Origin of the sequence: Streptomyces sp. NPDC091271 (assembly GCF_044757505.1) — a bacterium.
Lineage (GTDB): Bacteria > Actinomycetota > Actinomycetes > Streptomycetales > Streptomycetaceae > Streptomyces.
Window position 1 is genome coordinate 65,111 of sequence record NZ_JBIVVD010000011.1, and the last position, 25,326, is coordinate 90,436.

At 69.5% G+C, this 25,326-nt stretch carries 25 protein-coding genes; 5 read left to right on the forward strand and 20 right to left on the reverse strand.

Annotated features, from left to right (window positions below):
• Nucleotides 1-8: 8 nt before the first annotated feature.
• Nucleotides 9-1,088, reverse strand: coding sequence for an ABC transporter permease (locus ACIQM3_RS35645; RefSeq protein ID WP_401632029.1), 1,080 nt, complete (start codon nucleotides 1,086-1,088; stop codon nucleotides 9-11).
• A complete protein-coding gene (gene ligD / locus ACIQM3_RS35650) occupies nucleotides 1,085-2,095 on the reverse strand; it encodes a non-homologous end-joining DNA ligase (RefSeq protein WP_401632163.1) in 1,011 nt (336 codons plus the stop codon). The genes ACIQM3_RS35645 and ligD overlap by 4 nt, the downstream gene beginning before the upstream one ends.
• 95 nt (nucleotides 2,096-2,190) lie before the next feature.
• Between ligD and ACIQM3_RS35655 the strand changes: the two genes are divergently transcribed.
• A complete protein-coding gene (locus tag ACIQM3_RS35655) occupies nucleotides 2,191-3,252 on the forward strand; it encodes an ATP-dependent DNA ligase (RefSeq protein ID WP_401632032.1) in 1,062 nt (353 codons plus the stop codon).
• A gap of 4 nt (nucleotides 3,253-3,256) precedes the next feature.
• Here ACIQM3_RS35655 and ACIQM3_RS35660 read toward each other — a convergent pair whose 3' ends face one another.
• The 18 genes from ACIQM3_RS35660 to ACIQM3_RS35745 all read right to left on the reverse strand — a co-directional run bounded on the left by ACIQM3_RS35660 (nucleotide 3,257) and on the right by ACIQM3_RS35745 (nucleotide 21,170).
• Complete coding sequence (locus ACIQM3_RS35660) at nucleotides 3,257-4,477, reverse strand: lytic murein transglycosylase (protein ID WP_401632034.1); 1,221 nt, start codon at nucleotides 4,475-4,477, stop codon at nucleotides 3,257-3,259.
• A 19-nt stretch (nucleotides 4,478-4,496) separates the two neighbouring features.
• Nucleotides 4,497-5,249, reverse strand: a complete 753-nt coding sequence (locus tag ACIQM3_RS35665; RefSeq protein WP_401632036.1) for a hypothetical protein — start codon at nucleotides 5,247-5,249, stop codon at nucleotides 4,497-4,499.
• Between the two features lie 42 nt (nucleotides 5,250-5,291).
• Entirely contained in the window at nucleotides 5,292-5,822 is a 531-nt protein-coding gene (locus ACIQM3_RS35670; RefSeq protein WP_401632038.1) for a nuclear transport factor 2 family protein, read from the reverse strand.
• 14 nt (nucleotides 5,823-5,836) lie between these two features.
• Nucleotides 5,837-6,424, reverse strand: coding sequence for a hypothetical protein (locus ACIQM3_RS35675; RefSeq protein WP_401632041.1), 588 nt, complete (start codon nucleotides 6,422-6,424; stop codon nucleotides 5,837-5,839).
• On the reverse strand, nucleotides 6,421-6,942 hold the full coding sequence (locus ACIQM3_RS35680; RefSeq protein WP_401632043.1) for a hypothetical protein: 522 nt from the start codon (nucleotides 6,940-6,942) through the stop codon (nucleotides 6,421-6,423). The genes ACIQM3_RS35675 and ACIQM3_RS35680 overlap by 4 nt, the downstream gene beginning before the upstream one ends.
• Nucleotides 6,939-8,174 (reverse strand): MCE family protein, encoded by a 1,236-nt coding sequence (locus tag ACIQM3_RS35685; RefSeq protein WP_401632047.1) that lies wholly within the window; start codon nucleotides 8,172-8,174, stop codon nucleotides 6,939-6,941. Before ACIQM3_RS35685 ends, ACIQM3_RS35680 begins: the two co-directional genes overlap by 4 nt.
• On the reverse strand, nucleotides 8,174-9,316 hold the full coding sequence (locus tag ACIQM3_RS35690; protein ID WP_401632050.1) for an MCE family protein: 1,143 nt from the start codon (nucleotides 9,314-9,316) through the stop codon (nucleotides 8,174-8,176). Before ACIQM3_RS35690 ends, ACIQM3_RS35685 begins: the two co-directional genes overlap by 1 nt.
• Nucleotides 9,313-10,455: an MCE family protein gene (locus ACIQM3_RS35695; RefSeq protein ID WP_401632052.1), complete on the reverse strand. Its 1,143-nt coding sequence runs from the start codon at nucleotides 10,453-10,455 to the stop codon at nucleotides 9,313-9,315. The genes ACIQM3_RS35690 and ACIQM3_RS35695 overlap by 4 nt, the downstream gene beginning before the upstream one ends.
• A gap of 1 nt (nucleotide 10,456) precedes the next feature.
• Nucleotides 10,457-11,476, reverse strand: a complete 1,020-nt coding sequence (locus tag ACIQM3_RS35700) for an MCE family protein (RefSeq protein ID WP_401632054.1) — start codon at nucleotides 11,474-11,476, stop codon at nucleotides 10,457-10,459.
• Nucleotides 11,473-12,504 (reverse strand): MCE family protein, encoded by a 1,032-nt coding sequence (locus ACIQM3_RS35705; protein ID WP_401632057.1) that lies wholly within the window; start codon nucleotides 12,502-12,504, stop codon nucleotides 11,473-11,475. The genes ACIQM3_RS35700 and ACIQM3_RS35705 overlap by 4 nt, the downstream gene beginning before the upstream one ends.
• A complete protein-coding gene (locus tag ACIQM3_RS35710) occupies nucleotides 12,501-13,799 on the reverse strand; it encodes an MCE family protein (RefSeq protein ID WP_401632060.1) in 1,299 nt (432 codons plus the stop codon). Before ACIQM3_RS35710 ends, ACIQM3_RS35705 begins: the two co-directional genes overlap by 4 nt.
• A complete protein-coding gene (locus tag ACIQM3_RS35715) occupies nucleotides 13,799-14,602 on the reverse strand; it encodes an ABC transporter permease (RefSeq protein ID WP_031094766.1) in 804 nt (267 codons plus the stop codon). Before ACIQM3_RS35715 ends, ACIQM3_RS35710 begins: the two co-directional genes overlap by 1 nt.
• A gap of 3 nt (nucleotides 14,603-14,605) precedes the next feature.
• Nucleotides 14,606-15,454 carry an MlaE family ABC transporter permease gene (locus tag ACIQM3_RS35720; RefSeq protein WP_401632062.1) on the reverse strand — a complete coding sequence of 283 codons (849 nt, stop codon included), beginning with the start codon at nucleotides 15,452-15,454 and terminating at the stop codon, nucleotides 14,606-14,608.
• Nucleotides 15,451-16,434: an ABC transporter ATP-binding protein gene (locus ACIQM3_RS35725; RefSeq protein WP_401632065.1), complete on the reverse strand. Its 984-nt coding sequence runs from the start codon at nucleotides 16,432-16,434 to the stop codon at nucleotides 15,451-15,453. The genes ACIQM3_RS35720 and ACIQM3_RS35725 overlap by 4 nt, the downstream gene beginning before the upstream one ends.
• 711 nt (nucleotides 16,435-17,145) lie before the next feature.
• Entirely contained in the window at nucleotides 17,146-18,099 is a 954-nt protein-coding gene (locus tag ACIQM3_RS35730) for a hypothetical protein (protein ID WP_401632068.1), read from the reverse strand.
• An 81-nt stretch (nucleotides 18,100-18,180) separates the two neighbouring features.
• The gene (locus tag ACIQM3_RS35735) at nucleotides 18,181-19,674 is read right to left on the reverse strand and encodes a DUF6801 domain-containing protein (RefSeq protein ID WP_401632071.1); all 1,494 of its coding nucleotides are present in this window, start codon (nucleotides 19,672-19,674) and stop codon (nucleotides 18,181-18,183) included.
• Nucleotides 19,675-19,785: 111 nt separating this feature from the next.
• Nucleotides 19,786-20,430 carry a hypothetical protein gene (locus ACIQM3_RS35740; RefSeq protein ID WP_401632074.1) on the reverse strand — a complete coding sequence of 215 codons (645 nt, stop codon included), beginning with the start codon at nucleotides 20,428-20,430 and terminating at the stop codon, nucleotides 19,786-19,788.
• 104 nt (nucleotides 20,431-20,534) lie between these two features.
• On the reverse strand, nucleotides 20,535-21,170 hold the full coding sequence (locus ACIQM3_RS35745; protein WP_393766438.1) for a hypothetical protein: 636 nt from the start codon (nucleotides 21,168-21,170) through the stop codon (nucleotides 20,535-20,537).
• Nucleotides 21,171-21,828: 658 nt separating this feature from the next.
• Between ACIQM3_RS35745 and ACIQM3_RS35750 the strand changes: the two genes are divergently transcribed.
• The 4 genes from ACIQM3_RS35750 to ACIQM3_RS35765 all read left to right on the forward strand — a co-directional run bounded on the left by ACIQM3_RS35750 (nucleotide 21,829) and on the right by ACIQM3_RS35765 (nucleotide 25,276).
• Nucleotides 21,829-23,043 (forward strand): helix-turn-helix domain-containing protein, encoded by a 1,215-nt coding sequence (locus ACIQM3_RS35750; protein ID WP_401632077.1) that lies wholly within the window; start codon nucleotides 21,829-21,831, stop codon nucleotides 23,041-23,043.
• A gap of 199 nt (nucleotides 23,044-23,242) precedes the next feature.
• Entirely contained in the window at nucleotides 23,243-23,506 is a 264-nt protein-coding gene (locus ACIQM3_RS35755; RefSeq protein ID WP_393766440.1) for a hypothetical protein, read from the forward strand.
• 77 nt (nucleotides 23,507-23,583) lie between these two features.
• Nucleotides 23,584-24,057 (forward strand): SCP2 sterol-binding domain-containing protein, encoded by a 474-nt coding sequence (locus ACIQM3_RS35760; protein WP_401632080.1) that lies wholly within the window; start codon nucleotides 23,584-23,586, stop codon nucleotides 24,055-24,057.
• Nucleotides 24,058-24,061: 4 nt separating this feature from the next.
• Nucleotides 24,062-25,276, forward strand: a complete 1,215-nt coding sequence (locus ACIQM3_RS35765; RefSeq protein ID WP_401632082.1) for an acyl-CoA dehydrogenase family protein — start codon at nucleotides 24,062-24,064, stop codon at nucleotides 25,274-25,276.
• Nucleotides 25,277-25,326 lie beyond the last annotated feature (50 nt).

Sequence of the window (25,326 nt, forward strand, 5' to 3'; positions counted from 1 at the left end):
AGGCGCACTCACGAGGCCGTGGCCGCATGCTCAGGCATGTGGCCACGGCCTCCCGGGTGCCGGTGGCGCCACACCCAGAAGACCGTGCAGGAGACCAGCGACCAGGCGGCCAGCACCAGGAAGGGGGCGGCGTACTGGTGGCCCTGGTAGTAGACCGCCGTGTGCTGGGCGTTGACCGAGGCGCCCGGAGGCAGCCAGCGCCCGATCTCTCCGAGCGCCGAGGGCAGCAGCGGCCAGGACACCGCTCCCCCGGACGACGGATTTCCCAGCAGCACCATGAGCCCCCAGGTGGGGAGCATCGCCCAGCGCCCCATGATGGTGTTGAACATGGTGAAGACCATGCCGGACGTGAACATCGTGAACGCCAGGATCAGCCAGGACTCGACGAACGGCAGGTCCAGCGCGCCGATCAGCCAGTCCACCACCGCGGCGATCGCGAAGCCGCCGAGCAGGGAGTAGGCGACCGTGAAGGCGATCCGCTCCAGGGGGTTCAGCGCTCGGGCGTGCACGCTGAGCTGGATGGCTCCGACGAAGCCGATGATGACGGCGGCCAGCGAGATGTAGAAGAGCGCCAGCCCGCGCGGGTCGCCCTGCTGGAGCGGCTTGACGTCCGTGATCGTGACCGGGACCCCGGTGGACTTCGCGACCTTCGCCCCCGTCTCGGCGAGCAGTTGCGCGACCGTGGCCCCGGCGGCTCCCGCGATGTCCATGGCCACCCCGCGCTCGCCCGGCCGCAGGGTCACGAAGACCTTCTGCTCCTCCATGGCCTCCCGGGCCGCGGCCCGGGAGGCGTACGGGCGCAGCTGGAGGGAGGCGTCGAGCGCCTTCTCCATCCCGGCGATGAACTGCTTCCCTCCCTTGGCCTGGACGTCGCCGACCACCGCGGAGGGGATATGACGCGGCGTCGGGTCGGCCATCGTGTAGGTGTACGAGCCGGCGAAGAGTCCGGCCGCGGCGGCGAGGATGAAGAGCAGCACGAAGGCGGGGACGTACGGGGACTGTTTGTACGATGCCCATTTCTCGGCCCGGGTCGGGGGCCTGCCGTGGGCGCCGTGCGCCGGGGGCTCGGCCCCCTCGCCGGCGCTCATGCGACGCCGTCGTCGTCGTGGCGTGCGCGGCTGGGCTGCACCCGCTTCGGCTCGCCCGGCATCTTCGGGTACTCCGGCGGGTAGGGCAGGTCACCGAGCTTGTGCTCGTGCTCGTCCCGCCTCGCCAGTTCCAGCAGCTGGTCGAGGCGGAAGGCGTGCTCGTCCATGTCGGCGTGCAGGTCGCCCACCTCGGCGTACCGCGCGGGCATGGTGCGCAGGTCGAAGTCGCGGGGCTCGGCGTCGTCGATCTCCTCCCAGCGCAGGGGGGCGGAGACCGGGGCGTGCGGGAAGGGACGTACGGAGTAGGCGGAGGCGATGGTGCGGTCGCGGGCCGTCTGGTTGTAGTCGACGAAGATCCGCTCGCCCCGCTCCTCCTTCCACCAGGCGGTGGTCACCCGGTCCGGCATCCTGCGCTCCAGTTCCCGTCCCACCGCGATGGCGGAGCGCCTGACCTGGGTGAACGTCCACTCCGGGACCAGCGGGACGAAGACGTGGATGCCCCGCCCGCCGGAGGTCTTGGGCCAGCCGCGCAGCCCGTGGTCCTCCAGGACCGAGCGCAGTTCGTGAGCGGCCCTCACCGCGTCGGCGTAATCGGTGCCGGGCTGCGGGTCGAGGTCGATGCGCAGCTCGTCGGGGTGGTCGGTGTCCGCCCTGCGCACCGGCCAGGGGTGGAAGGTGAGGGTGCCGAGGTTGACCGCCCAGAGGACGGCGCCCAGCTCGGTGGGGCACATCTCGTCGGCGTGCCGGCCGCTGGGGAATTCGATCCGGGCCGTGGGGGTCCAGTCGGGGAGGTTCTTCGGCGCCCGCTTCTGGTAGAAGAAGTCGCCCTCGACCCCGTCGACGAAGCGCTGGAGGGTGGTCGGCCGCTCGCGCAGGGCGCGGAGGATCCCCGGCCCGACGGCCTGGAAATAACCGGCCACGTCCTTCTTCGTGTAGCCCTTCTCCGGGAAGTACACCTTGTCCGGATTGGACAGCCGCACGGCTCGTCCGTCCACGTCCAGCTCCACCGCTGCTCCTGCTCCCATGTCGGACACCGTAGGCCGGGCCCACATATGCCGCATATCGGAAGACGTGCTCCGCGTGGTGAGTGAGAATCGGGGCCATGGACCTGCCGGTGATGCCTCCTGTGAAACCGATGCTCGCCAAGTCCGTGTCCGCGATTCCGCCCGGTATGCAGTACGAGGCGAAGTGGGACGGGTTCCGGGCGATCGTGCACCGGGACGGCGACGAGGTGGTGATCGGCAGCCGGACGGGGAAGCCCCTCACCCGCTACTTCCCCGAGGTGGTCACCGCCGTGCGGGAGAATCTGCCGCCGCGGTGTGTGGTCGACGGCGAGATCGTCCTGCCGTACGACGGGCGGCTGGACTTCGACCGGCTGAGCGAGCGCATCCATCCGGCGGATTCGCGGGTGCGGATGCTGGCCGAGCAGATCCCGGCGAGTTTCGTCGCCTTCGACATCCTCGCCCTCGACGACACGTCCCTGCTGACCACCGCCCAGACCGAACGGCGGACGGTCCTGGAGGGGGCGCTGGAGGACGCCTCGGCCCCCGTCCATCTCGCCCCGTCCACCACGGACCCGGCCCTCGCCCAGGAGTGGTTCGAGCGGTACGAGGGCGCGGGGCTCGACGGGGTGGTCGCCAAGCCGCTCGATCTGCCGTACCGGCCGGACGCCCGGGCCATGTACAAGATCAAGCACGAGCGGACCGCCGACTGCGTGGTGGCGGGCTACCGCTTCCACAAGAGCGGCCCGGTGGTCGGCTCACTGCTGCTCGGTCTGTACGACGCCGGGGGCGCCCTCCAGCACGTGGGAGTGTGCGCGGCCTTCTCGATGAAGCGGCGCGCGGAACTCCTGGAGGAGCTCGACCCGTTGCGCATCGACCCCGGGGAACATCCGTGGGCGGCCTGGGCGGAGGCGGCGGCACACGAGGGGGCACGGCTGCCGGGCGCGCCGAGCCGCTGGTCAGGCAAGAAGGACCTGTCCTGGGTGGCGCTCGCGCCGGAGCGGGTCTGCGAGGTGGCGTACGACCACATAGAGGGCGACCGCTTCCGCCACACCACCCAGTTCCGGCGGTGGCGGCCGGACCGCACCCCCTCCGGCTGCACCTACGCGCAGCTGGAGGAAGTGGTGCGGTACGACCTTTCCGAGGTGCTCGGCGGCCGCTGATCCGTCATGCGGTGGGCGTGGGGCAGGGGTCGTCCGTGGGGGCGGCGGGGCCGGTTTCCGCTGAGGGCGTGGGGCAGGCCGGGCCGGTGGTGCTCGGGTCCGGGTCGGGGGAGGTGGTCGGGTCCGGTGTCGTGGTCGGGTCCGGCGTGGACGTCGGGTCCGGCGTCGTCGTCGGATCAGGGGTCGTCGTCGGATCCGTGGGCCCGCTGTCGGTCGGGTCGGGGCCGGGTTCCGTGGGCGTCGCCGAACCGCTCGGGCCCGGGGTGCCTGAGCCCGTCGGGGTGGGGGCCGGCGAGGTGGAGGGAGCCGGTGTGCGGGTGGGCTGCGGGCCGACGACGAGGCCGCCGCCCTTGCCGGGAGCGCCCCCGCCGACCGGGCCCTCGGGGGCGCGGGGGCCTCCCGCGCCGGGGCTCTTCGGGATCACGCCCTTGCCGTCGGCCACGGGGTGGACGCCCTTGCGGTAGAACTCCAGCCAGGACACGACCGTACGGAGGTAGGTGTCCGAGTGGTTGTAGCTGAGGACCGCCCTGTCCAGGTCCGCCCGTACGGACAGGTCGCGGATCCCGGCGCAGAGGTAGTGGCCGGCGGCGAGCGCCGCGTCGGCGATGTTGCCGGGGTCCTTGCGCCCGTCGCCGTTGCCGTCCTTCCCCCAGTGGGCCCAGGTGGACGGGATGAACTGCATGGGCCCGACGGCCCGGTCGTACCGGGTGTCGCCGTCGTACGCGCCGCCGTCGGTGTCGGCGATGTGCGCGAAGCCGCTGCCGTTGAGGACGGGGCCGAGGATCGGGGTGACCGTGGTGCCGGCGGCGTCCACCCGCCCCCCGCTCGCGTGGCCGGACTCCACCTTGCCGATCGCCGCGAGTAACTGCCAGGGCAGATGGCAGCCGGGGTCGCTGCGGCCGAGCGCTCCCTGCGCGTCGCGGTAGGCCGCCAGGACCGTGGCGGGGATGCCCGCCTCGGCCCAGGGCTGCGCCACGGCGGGGCGGGGCTTCGCGCCGGTGCTCCTCGGCGGCTCCGGCGACTCCAGGGGCGGCAGCTCGGTGTGGTAGCTGTCGTCGTTCGGCGCCTCGGTCCAGAGCACGTCGTCCGACGCCACGTTCTTCATGTCGTCGGCACGGCCGCCGCCCGTGAGCCCCGGGGCCTGGGACGCGGTGAGCGCCGCCATGGCCGCGACCGCGGTGGCCGTGCCGGCGAGTCCGCGGCGCATGGTTCCGTCGAACCTCATGTGTCCTCCCTCTCCTGGGTCATCGCGTGAACGTGTCGATGGCCGCGATCCGCCAGGTGTCCCCGCGGCGAACGGCGTCCACGGCGAACATGGCGGCGGCGTACGTCGTCTCCTCCTCCTTGCCGGTACGGGTGTTGCTCTGGTCGGCGAAGACCAGCAGCCGGGCCCGGTCGCCGTCGAGCAGTTCGACCCCGCTCTGGGTGACGGTCGTGGTGAGGACGAGTTTCTGCTTCGGCGCCTGCGCGCGTACCTCGGCGAGCATGTCCTTGTGCTGCTGGACCGCCCTGCCGGTCAGGTGCTTCCGCGCGGCCTGGTCGGACTTGGCCGGCGAGGCGTAGTCGTAGGAGAAGGCCGCGCCGACGGCCTCGGTGATCTGCCCCTTGACCTCGCTGGTCCTGCCGATGTCGGTGAGGGCCGCGTTCTGCCGGCTCGGCTCGTCGCGCAGCGTGCCGGCCGAGGTGAACGACCAGACGGCGAAGGCGCCGAGGAGGACCGTCGCGGCGCAGAGGACGGCGGGCAGCCTGATGCGCAGGCGGGGCAGCCGTCCGCGCGGAGGCCCGTCGCCTGGGTCCTCCTCCTCGGTCCCGGTCCCGTCCTCGGGCGCTTCGGCGGCGGCCGTGTCCTCCGCTTCCGGTGGCTTCGCCGCCCCGGGTGTCCCGGGAGCTTCGGGCGCCGGTCCTTCCGGTGCCGCGGCCGTACGTGGCGGCGCGGCCGTGGCGGCGACGGTGGCGAGCCGGCGTCGTCGGTTGACCAGGTGACGGGTCGTCGACATGTCGGGGGTCCTCTCGAAGACGTGCGTGGCGGACGGGCGGGGTCAGCCGGTGGTGTTTCCGACGGGCGCCTGGCCGAGGGCGCTGAGCTTCCACCCACCGGGGGTGCGGGTGAGCTGCCCCAGCATCCGGCTCTCCTTGACCGCGGGCTCGCCCTCGGGGGCGGTGACGGTGACCCGCAGCGCCACCATCACACCGGCCTTCCCCTCCCGGTCGTCCAGCTCCGTCACCGCTCCGGACAGGACCTTGGCGGTGCTGACCGTTTTGGCCGCCTCGATCTGCTCGACGAACGCGTCCCGTCCGTCGACGAGTTGCTCGTGCAGATCACCGGTGGTCGAGTCCTCCCAGCTGTCGAGCCCTTCGGTGAGCCGGGCGTGGTCGAGCGTGTTCATGTTCTGCACGGCCTGCTCCCCCGCCGCCAGGGCGTCGTCGCGGGCCTGCGCGTAGGCCGCCGAGTCGTCGTGCGCGGCGTCGTAGCGGGACCAGCCTCCCCAGCCCGCGGCGACGGCGGCCACGACCGTCAGCGCGACCGCTGCGGCCCGCAGCGGATTCCTCGTAGTGCGTACCCGTGCCATCTCGGTGCTCTCCCCTACCTGGAGGTGATGTCGACGATCCGCCAGTGCCCGTCCCGCAGTTCCGCGGTCACGGACAGCTGCGCCGCAGCCGTGGTGGCGGGCTTTCCCTTGCGCTCGTATACCTGGTCGAGGAAGACGAGGAGGTGGGCGCTGCTGCCGGAGAGCCGGGTGACTCCGGCGCGTACGGCCTGGCTGGTGAGCGTCAGCTTCTGGTCCGCGGCCTGCTTCTCGACCTGGCCGAACAGCGCCGCGTACTGCTGGAGGGCCCGGCCGCCGAGCAGTTGCTTCGCCGACTCCTTGGTGGCGCCGGTGGCCTGCGGGCCGTACGAGAAGACCTTGCCCAGCGCGCTGCTCACGTCGCCGGCGACCCGGGTGGTCGCGGCGGAGTGCGTCAGGGCGTGGTTGGAGGTGGCGGGGGTGTCGCGCAGCCGCTGCCCCTGGACGAACAGGGTGGCACCCAGGCCCAGCAGGACGACTGCCAGCAGTGCCGCGGCCGGGCGGGCCCACCTCCGACGGGCGGGGATGCCCTCCGGCACGGATTTTGCGTCCGGTTCGGGATCGAGGGCCGGCGGGATCGTCGCTGTTCCCGTGCTCTGCTTCATGAGCCGCTCCCGACCGGTAGCGCGTCAAGTGCCTTGATCTTCCAGCCGTTCCCGGTCCGGGCGAGCGTCGCCTCGAAGCGTTTGCGCTCCGTCCCGCCCTTGCCGGTGCGCGGAGTGATCGCGACGTCGACGGTCGCGATGAGCGCCGCGGTGCCGGCCCGGTCGTCGAGCGCGGTGAGGGCGGCGTCGGTGACCTTGCCGCGTGCGGTGGCGCCGGACTCGGTGAGCTCACCCTCGTCCTTCTTCCGGGTGCGCTCCAGCCGGTCGTGCAGCGGTCCGGTCGAGGCGTCGAGCCATGCGGTGAGCCCGGACTTCACACTCGCGGCGCTCTTGCCGTCCATGCTGGTCAGCCGGGTGAGGTGCCGCCTGCCGTCGGCGAGGGCGGCGTCGCGGCTCTTCGCGTACGCCAGCGTGTCGTCCCCCCGGGCCTGGGCGTACGACCAGGTGCCGAGCGCGCAGACCAGCACGGCGGCGAGCAGGGCGGCCCAGCCGAGCCCCGTTCTCGTACGGTCGCTCATGAGCCGCCTCCCAGGCCGAGCAGGCCGGCCATACCGTCGGCCTGCGGCGCAGTGGTCTTCCCGGTGGTGCCGAGCGTGTCGGGGAGGAGGCCGGAGCCCGGCGTGAACGGTTCGGGTACGGGGCCGCCCTTCGGGGCGTTGGCGCTGCCACGGACGTTGATGCCGCTGCCGGGCGAGGACGCGCAGCGGGCCTTGGTGTTGGCCGCGGGGGCCGCCGAGACGTCGGCGCCGGGGCGGTAGGTGGTGGAGCCGTATCCGGCGGTGCAGGGCAGTGGTTCGAAGAAGGTGACCGACATGCCGAACCTGGCCCCGTCCTGGTCGACGGCGCTGGCGCCGGCGGCCGCGACGGCGGGGATCTTGACCAGGAGTTCCTCCAGTCCGCGCTGCCGTGTGACGGCGACCTCGGAGGTGGTGAGGAGGTTGGCGACGACCACGCCGAAGGCGGGGTCGAGGTCGCGCAGCAGGCCGCTGATCTGTTCGGTGGCATCGGGCGCCGCGGCGATGAGCCGGCGCAGGTCGGTGTCGGATCCCTTGAGTTCCGCGGCGAGTTCCTCGGCTCCGGAGGCGAAGCCCTTGAGTGCTTCGCCCTGTTCGTTCTGGGTGCGCAGCACGGTCTCGCCGTCGGCCATGAGCTTGGTGGTGGTCGGCAGGGCCTCGTCGGCGGCCTCGACGAACTCGCTGCCGGTGTCGAGCAGGACCTGTAGGTCGTCGCCACGCCCGCTGAACGCCGTGCCGAACTCGTCGACCACCGTGCGCAGGGCTTCCGTGTCGACGGAGGCCGTCAGGTCGTTGACGCCGACGAGGACGTCGGTGACGGGTGCGGGGATGGTGGTGTCGGCCTGGTCGATGACCGAGCCGTTCTCCAGGAAGGGGCCGTCCGCGCGGGTGGGGCGCAGGTCGATGTACTGCTCGCCGACGGCGGAGAGGTTGGCGACGACGGCCTGCAGGCTGTCCGGGATGCGCGGCGCGTCGTTCTCGATGCGCAGTTCGGCCTCGACCCCGTCGTCGGTGAGCTCGATCGGGCCGACCCTGCCCACGGACACACCTCGGTAGCTGACGTTGGAGTGGGTGAACAGGCCGCCTGTCTGCGGTAGTTGCACCGTGACGGTGTAGTAGTCGCGCAGCCCAACGTAGTGGCCGAGGTCCGCGTACCGCACCCCCAGGAAGCCGAGGACGAGTACGGCGATGACGAGGAAGGCGATGTTCTTGAGCCGGATGGCGAGGGTGATCATCAGCGGGTGCCCTCCGTTCCCGGAGTGGTGACCGAGGGGAGTGGCAGGGGCAGAGCCGCCCCTGACTTCTTCTGCGCGCCGGACTCCGTGGGCGGGGTCAGTGCGGGGATGACCTGGGTGCCCGGCTGGGCGGTCACGTCCAGGTAGACGTTGAGGTAGTCGCCCTTCACACCGCGGAGCACCTCGTCGGTGAACGGGTAGGTGACCAGGACCTGGAGGGAGTCCGGCAGGTCGTTTCCGGAGTCGGCGAGCGCGGTGAGCGTGGGTGCGATGGCTTTGAGGTCGGCGATCATGTCGGCCTTGCTCTTGTTGATCGTGTCGACGGCGACGGTGGAGAGCGAGTCGAGCGAGCGCAGCATGGTGAGGAGTGATCCGCGCTGCTTCTCCAGGACCTTCAGACCGGGGCTGAGACCGGTGAGGACCGTGCCGACGTCCTGTTTGCGGGTGGCGAGGGTGGCGGAGAGCCGGTTGACGCCGTCGAGTGCCTGGGTGATGTCCTCCTTGTGGCCGTCCAGGTTCGTGACGAGGGTGTCGACCCGCTTCAGCATCGAGCGGATCTGCGGTTCCTGTCCGGCGAGTGCCTTGTTGAGCTCGGTGGTGATGGTCTTGAGCTGGTCGACCCCGCCCCCGTTGAGGAGCATCGACAGGGCGCCGAAGACCTCTTCGACCTCCGGGTTGCGGTTGGTGCGGGAGAGCGGGATCCGGTCGCCGTCCGAGAGGGCGCCCCGGGCGGTGCCGGCGCTCGGGGGCGAGAGCTGGACGAACTTCTCGCCGAGGAGGCTGGACTGTTCGAGGTGGGCGTAGGCGTTGGCGGGCAGGTCGATCTTCCCGTTGACGCGCATGGTGACCTTGGCGGTCCAGCTGCCCGGGGTCAGGGCGATGTCGGTGACCCTGCCCACGGCTACGTCGTTGACCTTGACCGAGGACTGCGGGGCGAGACTGAGGACGTCGCCGAACTCGGCGGTGATCTCGTACGGGTGGTCTCCGAGGTCGGCTCCGCCGGGCAGCGGCACCTGCTCGATGCCCGAGAACGACGGCAGGCCGACGGTCGTGGCGACCAGCACGAAGCCGACACCGGCGGCGACGAGGGCGCCGAGGCCCGTGACCGCGCGGGTGCCGGGGCTGCGCAGGGCGTGGCTCACGGGGTCGCCTCCTTCTTCTCGTCCGTTCCGGGCTTCTTCGTCCCGGACTTCTCCGGGGTGCCGTAGACGGTGCCGACGGCGGGCAGCGGCAGTGCGGGAAGTGTTTTCTGCCGGGAGGCGTCCACCGGTGCCAGCCCTTCCAGGCCGGCGGCTCCGGCCTCGGTCCCGGTGAGCGGCCCGCCCATCGACAGTTCGTTGAGGTTCGTGCGCCCGTTGAGGGTGCGGTTCGCCGGGTCGTAGGCGTTCAGCACGTTGCCCGCCGCGAGGGGCAGCGTGTCGAGGGACTCGGCGAGCGAGGCGCGCTGGTCGACCAGGGTCTGGGTGAGCGGCAGCAGAAGGTCCACGTTCTGCTTGAGGGCGCCGCGGTTCCTCTGGATGAAGCCCTTGACCTGGCCGAGCGCCTTGCCCAGTTCCTTCAGGGCCGCGCTGAGGTTCTTCTTGTCGTCGGCGAGGAAGCCGGTGACGGTGTTCAGCTGCTGCTCGGCGGCCCGCACGTTGCCGTCGTTGTCCTTCAGCATCGTCGTGAAGGTCTGCAGGTAGGCCAGCGTGTCGAAGAGGTTCCCGCTGCTCTTGTCGAGTGTCTTCGTCGCCTTTCCGAACTGTTCGACGGAGTCTCCGATGGCCTTTCCGTTGCCGTCGAGGTTCTTCGCCCCGGTGTCGAGGAGTCCCGCGAGCGCACCGTCCGTGTTGGCGCCGTCCGGGCCGAGGGCCGTGGAGAGCTCGGTGATCGACTCGTACAGCTGGTCCACCTCGATGGGGGTGGCGTTGTGGGCGGCCGGGAGTACGGCGTCGTCCTCGAGCCGCGCTCCCCCGGTGTACGCCGGCGCGAGCTGCACGTACCGGTCGGCGACCAGGCTGGGGGCCACGACGACGGCGTGCGCCCCCTTGGGAACCTGGACGCCCTTGTCGAGCCGCAGGGTGACCCTGACCTCCTTGCCGCTCGGTTCGACGGATTCGACGGTGCCGACCTTCACGCCGAGGATCCGCAGATCCGATCCGGCGTACACGCCCGTGGCCTGGTCGAAGTAGGCGGTGACGGTGGTCTTCCCCTGGTCGTCCATCGCCATCACACCCGAGGTGGCGGCGACCGCCACGACCGCGAGCCCGGCGCCGATCCCGATGATGCGTGTGCGTCTCATGTCAGCGCCCTCCCTGCTTCGGTGGCATGCAGTCGCCGTCGTCGGGGGGCGTGCCCTCGGGCAGGTAGCTCTTCGGGACGACCCCGCAGACGTAGTTGTCGAACCAGCGGCCGTTGCCGAGGGTGTTGCCGACGAGGCGGTTGTAGGAGCCGGCCAGGGAGAGCACCTTGTCGAGGCTCTTGCGGTTCTTCACCAGGACCGAGGTGACCCGTCCCAGCGAGTCCAGGGTGGGTTTCAGCTGCTTGTCGTTGTCCGTGACGAGCCCGGTGAGCTGCGTCCCGAGGTTCCGGGTCCCGGTGAGCAGCAGGTGGATGGAGTCGCGGCGCGCCTGGATCTCCCCGAGTAGCAGATTGCCGTCCTCCAGGAGGGTCTCGAAGCTGCTCTTCTTGCTCGCGAGCGTCTTCGTGAGCTGCTTGCTGCCCTTGAGGAGGGTGGCGAGCTGCGCGTCCCGCTCGGACACCGTCCTCGACAGCGCCGACAGCCCGTTCGCCGCGCTGCGTACGTCGGGTGGTGAGTCCTTGAACGTCTCGGAGATCGTCTCGAAGCTCTGGGCGAGCTGGGCGGTGTCGATCTCCTCGATCGTCTCCCCGAGTCCGTTGAACGCCTGGGTGACGTCGTACGGGGACGTGGTGCGGCTCACGGTGATGCGGGAACCGGGGTCCTGCCGGGCGTTGCCTAGGGGGTCGACGGCGAGGTACTTGTCGCCCAGAAGGGTCTTGATGGCGATGCCGACGGTGGAGGAGTTGCCGATCCAGGCGTCCTTGACCCGGAAGTCCACCTTCACCTTGGCGCCGTCGAGCGAGACGCCGGTGACCTCGCCCACCTTCACTCCGGCGATCCGTACCTCGTCGCCCTCGTCGAGCCCGGCGGATTCGGTGAAGTCGGCGCTGTAGGTGGTGCCGCCACCGATGAAGGGCAGCGCGTCGGCGCGGTAGGCGGCGAGGCCGAGGAGTGTCAGGACGAGAAGTCCGACGATGCTGACGGCGACGGGGTTGCGTTCCCGTACGGGCTTGATTCTCATCCCTGGCACCTCGGCTGCTCGATGGTGACGCCGGTGGGCGGCGCGCTGCCGTCCTCCGTCGTCACACCGCTGACCCTGGCTTCGCAGAGGTAGAGGTTGAGCCATGACCCGTACGAGGTGAGGCGGGTGATCGCCTCCATCTTGGCCGGGGTCTTCTGCAGGAAGCTCTCGATCTTGGGGGCGTTCTTGTCGAGCCCTCCGGTGAGCCGTCCGAGCTGGGCGATGTCCTCCTTGAGCGGCTTGCGGCCGTCCTGGAGGAGGTCAGCGGTGACGGTGGTGAGCGCGCCCATCGCCGTGACCGCCTCGCCGAGCGGCTTGCGGTCGCCCGAGAAGCCCGTGACGAGCTTCTGGAGGGTGACGACGAGGTCGTCGAAGCCAGCCTCCCGGTCGTTGACGGTCTTCAGGACCGTGTTGAGGTTCTTGATCACCTCGCCGATCACCTTGTCCTTGGCCGCGACGGTGCCGGTCAGCGATCCGACGTGGGAGAGGATGCTGTCGACGGTGCCGCCCTCGCCCTGGAGGACCTGGACGATCGAGCCGGCGAGCTGGTTGACGTCCGGTGGCGACAGCCCCTCGAAGAGCGGCTGGAAGCCGTTGAAGAGCTGGGTGAGGTCCAGCGCGGGTGTGGTGCGCGAGAGCGGGATGGTCGCTCCCGAGCTGAAGCTGGCGCCGACGGGCCCGGCGCCCTGGTCGAGGTCGATGTAGCGCTGGCCGACCATGTTGAGGTACTTGATGGAGGCGGTCACCGAGGCGGGCAGCTTCCGGCCCTTGCGGACGGCGAAGCCCACCTCGGCCAGCCGCTTGTCGGCGACCTGGATGGATTCGACCTGTCCCACCTTGACGCCGGCGATCCGGACGCTGTCGCCGACGACGAGCCCGGTCGCGTCGGTGAACCGCGCCTTGTACGAGACGGTGTCGCCGACGCCCGTGTTGGCTATGGACAGTCCCAGGACGGTGGTGGCCAGGGCGGTCACCACGACGAAGACGATCGACTTCACGAGGGGTCCCGCGAGGGAGCGGCGCTTCACTTGAGCTTCACCTCCGCACCGCGGAAGGCCGGACCGATGAGCACGCTGCTCCAGTCGGGCAGGGTCTGGGGCCGCACTTTCAGGGAGGGGGCGACGAGCTCGTTGACCAGTCGGCTCTCCTCAGGGGAGTTGGGCATGCCGAGGGCCGTGTCTGCGGCTCCGGTGTCCTGGTCCGCCACGCCTGGGGCGCTGTCCGTGACGGAAGCGGTCCGGGCGTCGGCGGTCGGCACCGCCCTGCCGGTGTACGGCACCGAGTAGCAGCGCGGCCCGCCGGTCGCGTCGTAGACCGGGGTGTCCTTGCCCGCCACGTACTTGCCCTTCGACTCCACGGGCTTGATCGTGACGTGGAGACCGGGCCGGTCGGTGCCCTTGCCGAGCGCCTTGTCCATGGCGGGCACGAAGCCGGCCATCGTACGCAGGGTGCAGGGGAAGGCGTCCGAGTACTCCGCGAGGAGTTCCAGCGTCGGCCGGCCCGAGGCGGAGAGATGGATGAGGTTGTCCTTGTTCTTGCGCAGGAAGGAGGTGACGTCCTGGGCGGAGGCGGTGGTGGAGCCGTACAGATCGGCGAGTTCCGCCTGCTGTTCGGCGATGGTGCCGCTGGTGGTGGTGAAGTCGGTGAGCGCGTCCAGGACGTCGGGGGCGGCGTCCGCGTAGAGCGTGCTGACCTTGACGAGTTCCTTGATGTCCGCGTTGAGCGTGGGGAGTTGCGGGTTGAACTCCTTGAGGTGGGCGTCGAGGGTGACCAACGTGTCGCCGAGCTTGTCGCCGCGTCCTTCGAGCGCCTGGGAGACCGCGTTGAGGGTGGCGGCGAGCTTCTGCGGCTGGACGGCGGTCAGCATCGGCAGGACGTTGTCGAGGACCTCCTCCAGCTCGATGGCGTTGGAGGAGCGGTCCTGCGGGATCACGGCACCGGCCCGCAGGGTCTGCGTGGACGGGACGGACGGAGGTACGAGGGCGACGAACCGCTCGCCGAAGAGAGTGGTGGGCAGCATCTGTGCGGTGACGTCCGCGGGTATCTGCCCCAGCCGGCCGGGCTGGATGGCGAGGGTCAGCCGCGCCCCGTCCCCGGCCGCCTCGATGTCGCGCACCTCGCCGATCACGACTCCGCGCAGCTTGACCTCGGCGTTGTCGTGCATCTCGTTGCCGACGCTTCCGGTGCGTACGGTCACGGTGGCGTCGTCCGTGAAGTCCTTCTCGTAGACGGAGACCGACAGCCATACGAGCACGGCGGGCACGAGCACGAAGGCCACACCCGCGAGTCTGCGGCGCACCGTCTGCGCCGTTGGGGAATGCATCAGCCGGCCACCTTCACCGTTGTCGTCGCACCCCAGATGGCGAGCGAGAGGAAGAAGTCGGTGACGCTGATCAGCACGATGGCGTTGCGCACCGAGCGGCCCACGGCCACTCCCACGCCGGCCGGGCCGCCGGTGGCGTGGAAGCCGTAGTAGCAGTGGGCGAGGATCACCAGCACGCTGAAGATCAGCACCTTGAGCACCGACAGCAGCACGTCGTCCGGGGAGAGGAAGAGATTGAAGTAGTGGTCGTAGGTGCCCGCCGACTGCCCGTTGAACAGGACGGTGATGTAGCGGGACGCCAGGTAGGAGGAGAGCAGCCCGATCGCGTAGAGCGGGATGATGGCGACGACGCCGGCGATGATGCGCGTGGTGACGAGGTAGGGCATGGAGCGCACGCCCATCGCTTCGAGGGCGTCCACCTCCTCGTTGATCCGCATCGCGCCGAGCTGGGCGGTGAAGCCGGCTCCGACGGTCGCCGAGAGGGCGAGCCCGGCGACGAGCGGGGCGATCTCCCGGGTGTTGAAGTAGGCGGAGATGAAGCCGGTGAAGGCGGAGGTGCCGATCTGGTCGAGGGCCGCGTACCCCTGGAGGCCGACGACCGAACCGGTGGCGAGGGTCATCGCGATCATCACGCCGATGGTTCCGCCGATGACGCCGAGGCCGCCGCTGCCGAAGGCGACCTCGGCGAGCAGCCGCTGCACCTCCTTGAGATAGCGGCGCAGGGTCCTGGGGATCCAGATGAGCGCCCGTACGTAGAAGGTGAGTTGCTCCCCTGAGCGGTCGAGCCAGCCGAGCATCGACATCGGTCAGCCCCCCTTCGGGGGTACGATCTGGAGGTAGATCGCCGTGAGGACCATGTTCACCGCGAACAGGAGCATGAAGGTGATGACGACGGACTGGTTGACCGCGTCGCCCACACCCTTGGGGCCGCCGCGCGGGTTCAGTCCCCGGTAGGCGGCGACGATGCCCGCGATGAAGCCGAAGATCAGCGCCTTGAGTTCACCGATGTAGAGGTCGGGCAGCTGGGCGAGGGCGGAGAAGCTGGCGAGGTAGGCGCCCGGGGTGCCGTCCTGCATGATCACGTTGAAGAAGTAGCCGCCGAGCGTGCCGACGACGGACACCAGCCCGTTGAGCAGGACGGCGACGAACATGGTGGCCAGCACGCGGGGGACGACGAGGCGCTGGATGGGCGAGACGCCCATGACCTCCATGGCGTCGAGCTCTTCGCGGATCTTGCGCGAACCGAGATCCGCGCAGATCGCGGAACCCGCGGCGCCGGCGATCAGCAGGGCCACGATGAGCGGGCTGGCCTGCTGGATGACGGCGAGGACGCTGGCGCCGCCGGTGAACGACTGGGCGCCGAGCTGTTCGGTGAGGGAGCCGACCTGGAGGGCGATGACCGCGCCGAAGGGGATCGAGACGAGGGCAGCCGGCAGGATGGTGACGCTGGCGACGAACCAGAACTGCTCGATGAACTCCCGCACCTGGAACGGGCGGCGGAAGATCGCCCGGCCGACGGCCAGAGCGAGGGCGAACAGCTGACCGGTCTGGCGCAGCGGGGCGAGAAGCCGCGAGGGCTGTCTCTGCTTCGGTGCCTGCGCCCGCGCCTCCTCGGCGGCCGGCACGGAGGGGCGTACGGGCAGCGGTGCCGTCATCGGCGCCCACCGTCCAAGGTCGGCGTGTAGCTGTTCAGGATGGCTGTACGGGCGGCCTCCGGCAGCTGGCCCATCATGGAGAGCACCCGCTCCCGGCGGCGCAGGGCGCCCTGCCGCACGGGCAGTCCGGCTGAGGGCTCCAGCTGCGGTACGACGGTGCGGGGCCCGGCCGTGTGGACGAAGCCGTTGGTCTGCTCCGCTGCGAGGGTGGCCGCGTCCTTCTCCTCGGACATGCCGATGGGGCCTTCGCGGCGTCCGGCGAGGAACTGCGAGACGACGGGCATGTCGCTGGTGAGCAGAACCTCGCGCGGGCCGAAGGTGACGAGGTTGCGACAGAACAGCATCCCCATGTTGTCGGGGACGGTGGCCGCGATGTCGAGGTTGTGGGTGACGATGAGCATCGTCGCGTCGATCTGGGCGTTGAGGTCGATCAGGAGCTGCGAGAGGTAGGCCGTACGGACCGGGTCGAGGCCGGAGTCCGGCTCGTCGCAGAGGATGATCTGCGGGTCCAGGACGAGGGCACGGGCGAGACCGGCCCGCTTGCGCATACCGCCGGATATCTCGCCCGGCAGCTTTCCTTCGGCGCCCAGCAGGCCCACGATGTCGATCCGCTCCATGACGATGCGGCGGATCTCCGACTCCTTCTTGCGGGTGTGCTCACGCAAGGGGAAGGCGATGTTGTCGAAGAGCGACATCGAGCCGAAGAGGGCGCCGTCCTGGAACATGAGGCCGAAGAGTTTCCGGGTCTCCATGATTTCGCGCTCGGGGCTGTTCACCATGTCGACGCCGTTGATGAGGACTCGGCCCTTTTCCGGCTTCAGCAGTCCGATGATGGATTTCAGGAACACGGTCTTCCCGGTGCCGGAGGGCCCGAGCATGACGCTCACCTCACCGGCCGGCAGCGTGAGGCTGATGTCCTGCCAGATGTTCTGCTTGCCGAAGGACTTCGTCAGGCCTTCGACGACTACTTCGATACCCATCGGCCCTCCCTCGAAGTGGTGGTGAACGACGTCATCTGTCAGCGCTCCGGCTCCGGTAAAAGCAATGGCGGCTCGTCACACATGCACCAGGAGGCGCACGTTATGTCCGTCGAAACCGCGAGGACAAGCCGTTGAACAGCGGGAATCGCCGGACTTCGATCTCTGTGTGGATCACTTGTCACCGATTGACAAACCCGCCGGACGGCTTTGTCGGAATCTGCGCAAGCACTCCGGGTGCTCCGGTGCCCCGTGGCCCAGGGGGGCCGGAGCCACGAGACACCGGCGGTCGGGAGAACCCCGCCCCGGGTGGGAGGGTTCGGGGCCGGATGAACTCCCGGAGGAATCCCGGGTAAAGGGGGCTCGACCAGGACTCCACGTGCGTCGAACGAGCAGGTACGGACGCGTTTCCGAGCTGCTCAAGCGGGACGCTACGGGCCGGTAACCTAAGTCCGCAATAGCACTTCACGAACTTTCTCCGAGGTAATTGCAGCACACCGTTTTCTTATGCGCCGATGAGCAATCGGGCCGCGAAACCTGTCGAAAAGTGAGGACCTCCCGGCCGAAGCGGCGGCTCCCGGAAGCGGGCCCGGACACGCCGAAGCCCGCCCCGACCAGGGTTCATTCGGCCGGGGCGGGCTCATGGGCGGTCAAGGTCCGGGGCGCATGAAGTGACAAGAAGCCGGAGACGGCGCCCCGTGCCGGTCTCGCCGGTTACTTCACCGCGGAGTGCCAGCTCTCGGAGAGTTCCTTGCCGGCGTCGGGCACCGACAGGCCCGGAGCGGTGAGTCCGGCCGTGTAGGTCTTGGCGTCGTTCAGCACGAGGTTGTTCGAGCCGGCCGCGGCCGGCAGGCCGACCTTGAGGTCGATCGCCCAGCTGAGGATGCCGCCGAGACCGCAGCCACTGGCCTTCGGCACGGAGAACTGGCTGTCACCCTGGGCCGCCCCGGCCAGGGCGATCTGGATCATCGATCCCTCGTCCGGGTTCGCCGAGCCGTCACCGTTGAACCGGGAGGCGGAGAAGCTGGGCGCGCTGAGGTTCCCGGGGCGCAGGATCACCGGGTTGCTGCTGCTTCCGATGTAGCAGTTGGAGCCGAGCAGCGGATTCTCCAGGCGGATCTTGACAGGCAGCTTGACGATCGGCCCTGAGGATATGCCCGCGACCAGGCTGAATTCGGTCGGCGTGCCGGCCGACTCCACCGTGGCGGTCACCTTGTTCAGGGTGGCGTTGGTGATCTGCCCGCAGACGCCCGAGATGACCGGGACGTTACTGGGGCACATGATGCCGAGGAGGCCACCGGGGATGGTGGTCTTCCCGCTGATGATGGATCCGGCCGCCGGCGGGATGACCGTGTAGGTCCCCTCGGCCGGATGCTGGATGACGCCGAACTGCAGGTTCGTGGACCCGGTCGTCGCCGTGGTGTTGCCCAGTTTGATCGTCCCGTTGGGCGAGGTGGACGTCACGCACAGCGGGACATCGGTGTCGCCGTCCGTCGCGAGCATGGCCGGGGCGTCCACCGGGCAGCGGTCGAAGGGGGCCCAGGAACCGTTCAGCTGGGCGGCGGCCGTGGCGGCGCCGGCCGGGGTTGCGGTAAGGGGCATGACCAGTGCGGCGGACGCGGTGACGGCGCCGGCGGCCTTGATCCAGGTCTTCGAGGCAGGTCTCATTGTTCCCTCAATTCGTCAGCGGCTCACGGAAGATGCTGCGTTCGGTTCGTTCGGTGCGATGGATCGGTATGGCTTCGCGGGTCAGCGGGTCGCCTCGGGAACGTCGACCGGCCCGTACTCGTCCGTACAGACGGCGCCTTCGGAACCCGGGGTGTGCTGTTGAGCCGCGCAAGGGGCACCCTGCACCTGTTTGACGTAGCCCGGCACACCGGACAACGACGCGGTGAAGAGGCTGTCGAGGTCCTCGCCCACGCCGCACCCACTGAACGGGGGAAGGGTCACCGACCCTGTCAGGACACCCCCCGTAGCCAAGGTGTAGCCCGTCGTGACACCGTCCTTCGCCGTCATACTGCCTGCCAGGGACAGAGTGAAGGGCTTACTGGTACGGCAGTTGTCACCCACGTCCAGGGGGACGCCGTTCACCTCGACGTCGCGGAGTCGGAGCATGAGGTCGAGATCGATGGTCGTCACACCCTTGTTCGACATGTCGGACCAGTCGACCACCAGGTGCGACTTCACGTTGTAGTCCGGAGTCCCCTCTCCATCCACACCTGGGGGGATCTGCGTCATCTCCAGGGTCGCGGTGGTCGGCATGAAGCCGAAGGTCAGGAAAGTGCCCGAAGCGGGCGGCAGCTGAGGCTTTCCCTCGTAGTCGAGCAGGGCGGTCGAATCCTGGTAGATGTGCGTGAATCCCGGCTCGGACAGGTCGACGCGGGTCGGCCCCTGCTGGATCTGCGTACAGGCCAGAGGAAACTTGGTCGCCCCGTCCAGCTTCGTCACGTTGGCATAGCCGGTCACATAGGCGTTCAGGTTCAGATCGTTGTTCACGTCGCCGACGCACGGAGGGGCGTCGGGGGCAGCGGGCTGCTTCGCCCTGGCGCCGACCTCGGGGGTGGCCTCACCGCCTGACGACTCGCTCTCGGCAGGCGCGGATGCGGGCGGCGCCGACGCGGATGCACCGTCCTCGCCGTCACCACTGATGTCCATCTTCGCCAGCTCGGCCCCCTGCTCCGGGTCGAGGGCGCAGTTCAGGGAGATGGCGGACGGTTCCGCGGGTGTGCCCTGAGCGGTCTTCAGGGAGAGTTCCACCGAGAGTGCTCCCGCGTCGAAGGTCAGGTCTCCGGGCGCCCCGGGCTTCACGAACGGGACGGTGCCCGACGTGGTCAGCGGCAGACCGCCCTCGGCGGGAACCGGCACGGGCTCGGCGGTCGTGCCGATCCACTCGGCCTGCGCATGCTCGTCCTTCTGGGACACATCGACAGCGAGCTTCATCTCCGCGCTCACGCTCGTCGCAGACGAACCGGCCGGCACAGGGATCACGCCCTCGGGAAGAGTCGTCTCCAGGACCACGTTCTCGGGCTGTATCGCCTGCCCGGGCCGAGCCGATTCGGGCAGCTGCGCGGTGATCCCGACCTTCACCGGCTGCCCGCCCTCGGGCAGGTCGCACGTATAGGCCAGCTCAGCGTCGATCTCCTGCATACCTGACGCGGCCTGCGCACCTGGGATCATCCCTCCGAGCAGCACCGCGGTGGCCACCGCCGCACCACGCGCCGTGCGCCTGCGTGCGCCATTCATACGACTGCCTCTCACTGACGATCTCCCCTCTCGGACCGACCGGACGTGCGTCGCGTGTCAGGCGGACTCGCCACGGGCTCCCTGCTCACTCATCGCGGGTGCGCGGCCGGATCAGGGGGTGAACACGATGGCTGGCTTGGTGGTGCCGCCGCTCGGCGTGGTCACGGAACAGAGGGCTTGGTACTCCCAGTTGTCCCCCACAGCCGCAAGCCCGGCACATCCCGGAGTAGCTGTCCCGACCGTGAGCTTGTAGGTGCTGTCGTCGTTGACCTTCAGCTCGCCGGTGGAGTTGGTGTAGGTGGTGGCGAGCCGGCCCGACACCGTCATGGAACAGGTGAGCATCGTCATCCTGAGCTTCACTCCGGAGACGTATCCCTTGGTGACACCGGCGTTGTAGCTGTTCGCCATCAGCTTCCAAGGGGTGGTCGTGTCGGCGGCCGGGTACAAGGGGCCGAATGGGCTGGTGCAGTTGCTCCAGGTCAGCGGAGCGATTGTGCCGACCTGCACGTTCGCCGTACCGGAGGCGGTAGCCAGGTTGCCCCGTGCCGCCGATGACTCGCACGTGGTCGGAAGGTTGGCGTCGAGGCCCCATTGGAGACGGACGGTCCCGGAGCCGGCGGAGAAGGTCTCCGCCGGGTTCGGGCCGACGGTCCACGTGGGCGCCGCGACGCCCGCCGTTGCGACGGGTGCCGCGAAGGCGATGGCGGCGACAGCGGCACCGGCCGCCATCACGAGCTCCCTGAGAGACCTGCGCACAGCTGGCTCCTCCGTTTCGGCAACGGTCCGGTGGGCACGGGGCCGCACGGCGGGCGGACCCCGCGGTGCGACCCCTGTTCATCCCTGAGTGGCTCGTGGCCGGATCAGGGGGTGTAGACGATGGTCGGCTTGGTGGTGCCGCCGCTGGGTGTGACCGCGTTGTAGTTGGCGGTGTAGGTCGGGTTGTTGCCCACGGCCGCGATACCGGCGCAGCCCGAGGTGACGGTGGCGACGGTCAGCTTGTAGGTGGCGTTGTTGCTGACTGCCAGCACGCCGGTGGAGTTGGTGTACTTGGCGGCGACGTTGCCCGTCACCGTGAAGGTGCAGGTGAGGACCTTCAGCGTGGCCTTCACTCCGGCGATGTACCCGTTGGTGACACCGGCGCTGTAGGTGTTCGCGGTCAGCTTCCACGAGGTGGAGGTGTCGGCGGTCGGGGTCACCGGGCCGAACGGGCTGGTGCAGCCGCTCCAGGTCAGCGGAGCGATGGTGCCGACCTGCACGTTCGTCGTGCCGGGGGCGCTGGCCAGGTTGCCCGACGCCGCGGAGGACGTACACGTCATCGGGACGCCGTTGAGGACGAGGGTGACGGTGCCGGAACTGGCCGAGAAGGTCTCCGGCGAGTTGGGGCCGACGGTCCAGGTCGGAGCGGCGACGCCGGCGGTGGCGGTGGTGGCTCCGAGGGTGACGGCTGCTGCGGCGGCACCGGCCGCGATCGCGATCTTTCTGAGGGAGTTGCGCACAGTGAGTTCCTCCGATTCGCCAGTGCGGGTGCACTGTTGCGGGGAAGGCACCCGAATTCCTGCAAAGACGCAGGGAGTGCCGCGATGAATCGTGTTGCGTGGGGGCCATGCTGCGCTTTCAGCCACACACGTTCTGTGACAGGGCGTGACGTTACTTGCGGGAAACTTGGAGCACAATCCCGCCGGTCAAGATTGGTTGGGCAAGTTTTTTTCCTCGTCAGTAGGTCACTAATTCGCCTGGCTCACTTGTCACTTCGTGCGCAATATCGCTGCGGAATACCGCGTTGCCGCCGTCCCCCGACTCGGCGCCACCACCGCGCGAAGCTTCCGGAAAGGACAAAAAGACGCCGAGGAGATTCCGGAGACATCCCTCGGCCCAGCCGGCGCGGCGGGCGCCGCGACGCCCCGTCGACACCCTCGGTGCGCCCACGGCCGAAAACATTGTCCGGAAGTGAGCATTTATGGCCCCACCTGCACCGGAGCCCCACAACAGGGCCACGTTGTGTGCCCCCTGCACTTCGATCCTGTCCAGGCGGTGTGCACCCCGCCCGACTTGGTCTATCTTCGGCGCCGTTGTTGGTACACACCTGCCGGTCCGTGGGAGCGCTTTCCCCCACACGTTCCACCCACTCCGGGCCCAGGAAGCAAGGGGACGGTCATGCCGAGACTCATCCAGCCGCTGGACACCGGAGACCCGCTGGGGCCCCTCCCCCAGGAGTTCGCCGCGATCATGCGGCCCGAACTGCCGAGCCTGATCAAAGAGATAGGCATGGAAGTGACCCGCGCCTATCCGGAATACGCGCGCCTGCTGAACGGCCCCAACGGAACGTCCATCCGCATGGGCGTCGAACAGAGCCTTTCCTCCTTTGTCGACCTGGTCGCCGAGCCCTCGTCACCCACGGTCCTGCGCGACGACATGTGCCGGAGATTCGGCAGGTTCGAGGCCTACGAGGGCCGCACCATGGACGCGCTCCAGGGCGCCTACCGCTTGGGCGCGCGGGTCGCGCTCCGGCGGGCGAAGAAGGTGGGCCGGAGTTACAACTTCTCGCCGGCGCTGATGCTCAGCTTCGCCGACGCGCTGTTCGCGTACGTGGACGAGCTCGAGTCGCTGTCCCGCGAGGGCTATCTGGAGGTGCAGGCCCAGTCCGACCAGCAGAGCGAGGCGGTGCGCCGGCGTCTGCTGCATCTGATCCTCACGGGCAGACCCGTGCCCCGCAGCGCCATCGCCGAGTTGTGCGAGCAGACCGGATGGACGCTGCCCGATCAGGTCACGCTCGTCGCCGTACGCGCCCCGTCCGGCCTGGACCGGATCAGCGCGGACCACGACGTCCTGATCGATCCCGCCGATCCGCAGCCGCACCTGCTGATTCCCGGGCCGATGAACGACGCGCGCAGAGAGATGCTCGACCGGACGATCCCCGGCGGCGGCGCGGCGATCGGGCTGACCGTGCCGACCGCGCTCGCCGCCGACTCGATCCGCTGGGCCCGGCGTGTCCTCGAACTGGTCGACGCGGGGGTCATCGACGACGCGCCCGTCATCCTCTGCGAGGACCACCTCATCACCCTGTGGCTCCTCTCCGACACCGCTCTCCTCGACCAGCTCGCCGAGCGCGAACTGGCTGCCGTCTCCGGCATCAGCCCCACACGGCGCGAGCGGCTGATCGAGACCCTGCGGATCTGGCTCGACACCCGGGGCACCGCCGCCCAGATGGGCGAGCTGCTGGATGTGCACCCTCAGACGGTCCGCTACCGGATGCGCAGCCTCGAGGCCATCTTCGGCGACCAGCTGACCGATCCCGAGAGCCGCTTCTCGACCGAAGCCGTGCTGCGCGCGTCGCGGTTACGCGCTCGTGGCGGTCAGTCCCTGAACTGAGGGGCCATCACATTGAGTGCATGGAGTCAACTTACCTCCAGGTAACAGGAAATAGACGGTCAGTCCCAAACGGTTGCGACACGGAGACGTTCTCAACAAGAAACCCGGAACTGCGTCCCGTTACATAGGGAGGAGCGGTGGCCCACCGGCCGCCGCGAAGCGCCACCTCCTGGCCAACCATCCGAGAGGGAACCCCCACATGACCGCCTCGCACCTCCTCGTCCCCGTGCCGATCCCGGACCGGGTCGCCGCGCTGATCGGGTCCTGCACTCCGCCGCACATCCTGCAGGCTGAGTTCGACGCCGACTGCGCCGCTCGCGAGGTGCGCAGGTTCCGCGGGCCGAGGCTCGGCATCGAGGACCAGGCCGACCGCGAACAGGCGCTGTCCGAGCTCGCGTGGGCCAACAAGGTGCTGTCCGCTCATCACCCGCACCTCGCGGTGCGCCACGACGGCGCCTGGTGACGCTCGCCTGCTTGCGCGGGGGCGACGGCCGACTTACCTTACTCAGAAGTAAGTTTACTCTGGAGTAAGGATTTGGCGTGGCCGACAACAGCAGCGGCAACCTCACCGACGAACTGTCCGGGCTCGACTTCGGTGCCGTCTCCCCGGAGGAGTTCGCGCGAATCGTCAAGGACCTGTCCGCCAAACAGCTCGGCGAGGTCATGCAAGGTGACCTGCGCGCCCGGGTGCTGAGCGAGGTCTTCGGCCGGATGCGGCAGCAGTTCCGCCCGGAGGCAGCGGGCGGGCTGAAGGCCCTGATCCGCTGGAAGATCACGGGCGAGAGCGAGGAGGTCTACGAGACCTCCATAGCCGACGGCACCTGCACGGTGAGCGCGGGCCGATCCGACGCCGAGCCCCGTACGACGCTGGTGATGGGCGACGCCGAATTCCTCAAGCTGGTCTCCGGCAACGGCAATCCCGTGACGATGTTCATGATGCGCAAGCTGAAGGTCGCCGGTGACGTCGGCCTGGCCTCGGGTCTGACCCGCTACTTCGACATCCCGAAGGCCTGAGCCCATGAGCTACTTCTCCCTCGCCCTGACCGAGGAACAGCGGGACCTCCGCGACTGGGTCCACGGCTTCGCCGCCCAGGTGGTGCGCCCCGCGGCGGCCGAATGGGACGAACGCGAAGAGACCCCGTGGCCGGTCATCCAGGAAGCGGCCAGGATCGGTCTGTATGGATTCGAGTCGCTCGCCGACATGTACGGCGACCCGAGCGGACTCTCTCTCCAGATCGCCAACGAGGAGCTCTTCTGGGGCGACGCCGGGATCGGCATGGCACTGTTCGGCACCTCGCTCGCGGTCGCCGGGATCTTCGCCTCCGGCACGCCCGACCAGCTCGCCGAGTGGGTTCCGCAGTGCTACGGCGACGAGGACGACCCGAAGGTGGCCGCTTTCTGCGTCTCCGAGCCGCAGGCCGGGTCCGACGTCTCCGCCATGGCCACGAAGGCCCGTTACGACGAGGCCAAGGACGAGTGGGTGCTCTCCGGCCAGAAGGCGTGGATCACCAACGGCGGGATCGCCGGGATCCATGTGGTGGTCGCCTCGGTCGACCCCGCCCTCGGCGCCCGCGGCCAGGCCGCGTTCATCGTGCCGCCCGGCACGAAGGGCCTGGCGGCGAGCCGCACCATCAAGAAGCTCGGCCTGCGCGCGTCGCACACCGCGGACGTGTTCCTCGACGACGTACGCGTCCCGGGGCTCTGCCTGCTGGGCGGGAAGGAGAGGCTGGACGCCCGGCTGGCGCGTGCCCGTGAGGGCGGCACCGCCAAGGGCCAGGCGGCGATGGCGACCTTCGAGGTCAGCCGCCCCACCGTGGGTGCCCAGGCGCTGGGTATCGCGCGCGCCGCGTACGAGTACGCGCTGGAGTACGCCGGCGAACGCGAGGCCTTCGGCCGGCCGATCATCGAGAACCAGTCGATCGCCTTCGCCCTGGCCGACATCCGTACGGAGATCGAGGCCGTACGCCTGCTGATCTGGCAGGCGGCCTGGATGGCCCGTAACGACCGGACCTTCGACGCGGGCCAGGGCTCCATGTCCAAGCTCCGCGCCGGGGAACTCGCGGTCTCCGCGACGGAGAAGGCGGTCCAGATCCTCGGCGGCGCCGGTTACAGCAGGGAGCACCCTGTGGAGCGGATGTACCGCGACGCCAAGATCTACACGATCTTCGAGGGTACGAGCGAGATCCAGCGGCTGGTCATCGCCCGGGCCATTTCGGGGCGTCACATCCGCTGACGCCTCGCCGCGGCCGCCCCGACCGCGGTCACTTCAGAAGCCGACAGGGG

Bases quoted from the DNA above. Each gene is read 5' to 3' on its own strand.
- ACIQM3_RS35645 (WP_401632029.1), bottom strand. From the start codon at position 1,088: ATGAGCGCCGGCGAGGGGGCCGAGCCCCCGGCGCACGGCGCCCACGGC.
- ACIQM3_RS35655 (WP_401632032.1), top strand. From the start codon at position 2,191: ATGGACCTGCCGGTGATGCCTCCTGTGAAACCGATGCTCGCCAAGTCC.
- ACIQM3_RS35660 (WP_401632034.1), bottom strand. From the start codon at position 4,477: ATGAGGTTCGACGGAACCATGCGCCGCGGACTCGCCGGCACGGCCACC.
- ACIQM3_RS35665 (WP_401632036.1), bottom strand. From the start codon at position 5,249: ATGTCGACGACCCGTCACCTGGTCAACCGACGACGCCGGCTCGCCACC.
- ACIQM3_RS35670 (WP_401632038.1), bottom strand. From the start codon at position 5,822: ATGGCACGGGTACGCACTACGAGGAATCCGCTGCGGGCCGCAGCGGTC.
- ACIQM3_RS35675 (WP_401632041.1), bottom strand. From the start codon at position 6,424: ATGAAGCAGAGCACGGGAACAGCGACGATCCCGCCGGCCCTCGATCCC.
- ACIQM3_RS35680 (WP_401632043.1), bottom strand. From the start codon at position 6,942: ATGAGCGACCGTACGAGAACGGGGCTCGGCTGGGCCGCCCTGCTCGCC.
- ACIQM3_RS35685 (WP_401632047.1), bottom strand. From the start codon at position 8,174: ATGATCACCCTCGCCATCCGGCTCAAGAACATCGCCTTCCTCGTCATC.
- ACIQM3_RS35695 (WP_401632052.1), bottom strand. From the start codon at position 10,455: ATGAGACGCACACGCATCATCGGGATCGGCGCCGGGCTCGCGGTCGTG.
- ACIQM3_RS35700 (WP_401632054.1), bottom strand. From the start codon at position 11,476: ATGAGAATCAAGCCCGTACGGGAACGCAACCCCGTCGCCGTCAGCATC.
- ACIQM3_RS35710 (WP_401632060.1), bottom strand. From the start codon at position 13,799: ATGCATTCCCCAACGGCGCAGACGGTGCGCCGCAGACTCGCGGGTGTG.
- ACIQM3_RS35715 (WP_031094766.1), bottom strand. From the start codon at position 14,602: ATGTCGATGCTCGGCTGGCTCGACCGCTCAGGGGAGCAACTCACCTTC.
- ACIQM3_RS35720 (WP_401632062.1), bottom strand. From the start codon at position 15,454: ATGACGGCACCGCTGCCCGTACGCCCCTCCGTGCCGGCCGCCGAGGAG.
- ACIQM3_RS35725 (WP_401632065.1), bottom strand. From the start codon at position 16,434: ATGGGTATCGAAGTAGTCGTCGAAGGCCTGACGAAGTCCTTCGGCAAG.
- ACIQM3_RS35730 (WP_401632068.1), bottom strand. From the start codon at position 18,099: ATGAGACCTGCCTCGAAGACCTGGATCAAGGCCGCCGGCGCCGTCACC.
- ACIQM3_RS35735 (WP_401632071.1), bottom strand. From the start codon at position 19,674: ATGAATGGCGCACGCAGGCGCACGGCGCGTGGTGCGGCGGTGGCCACC.
- ACIQM3_RS35750 (WP_401632077.1), top strand. From the start codon at position 21,829: ATGCCGAGACTCATCCAGCCGCTGGACACCGGAGACCCGCTGGGGCCC.
- ACIQM3_RS35755 (WP_393766440.1), top strand. From the start codon at position 23,243: ATGACCGCCTCGCACCTCCTCGTCCCCGTGCCGATCCCGGACCGGGTC.
- ACIQM3_RS35765 (WP_401632082.1), top strand. From the start codon at position 24,062: ATGAGCTACTTCTCCCTCGCCCTGACCGAGGAACAGCGGGACCTCCGC.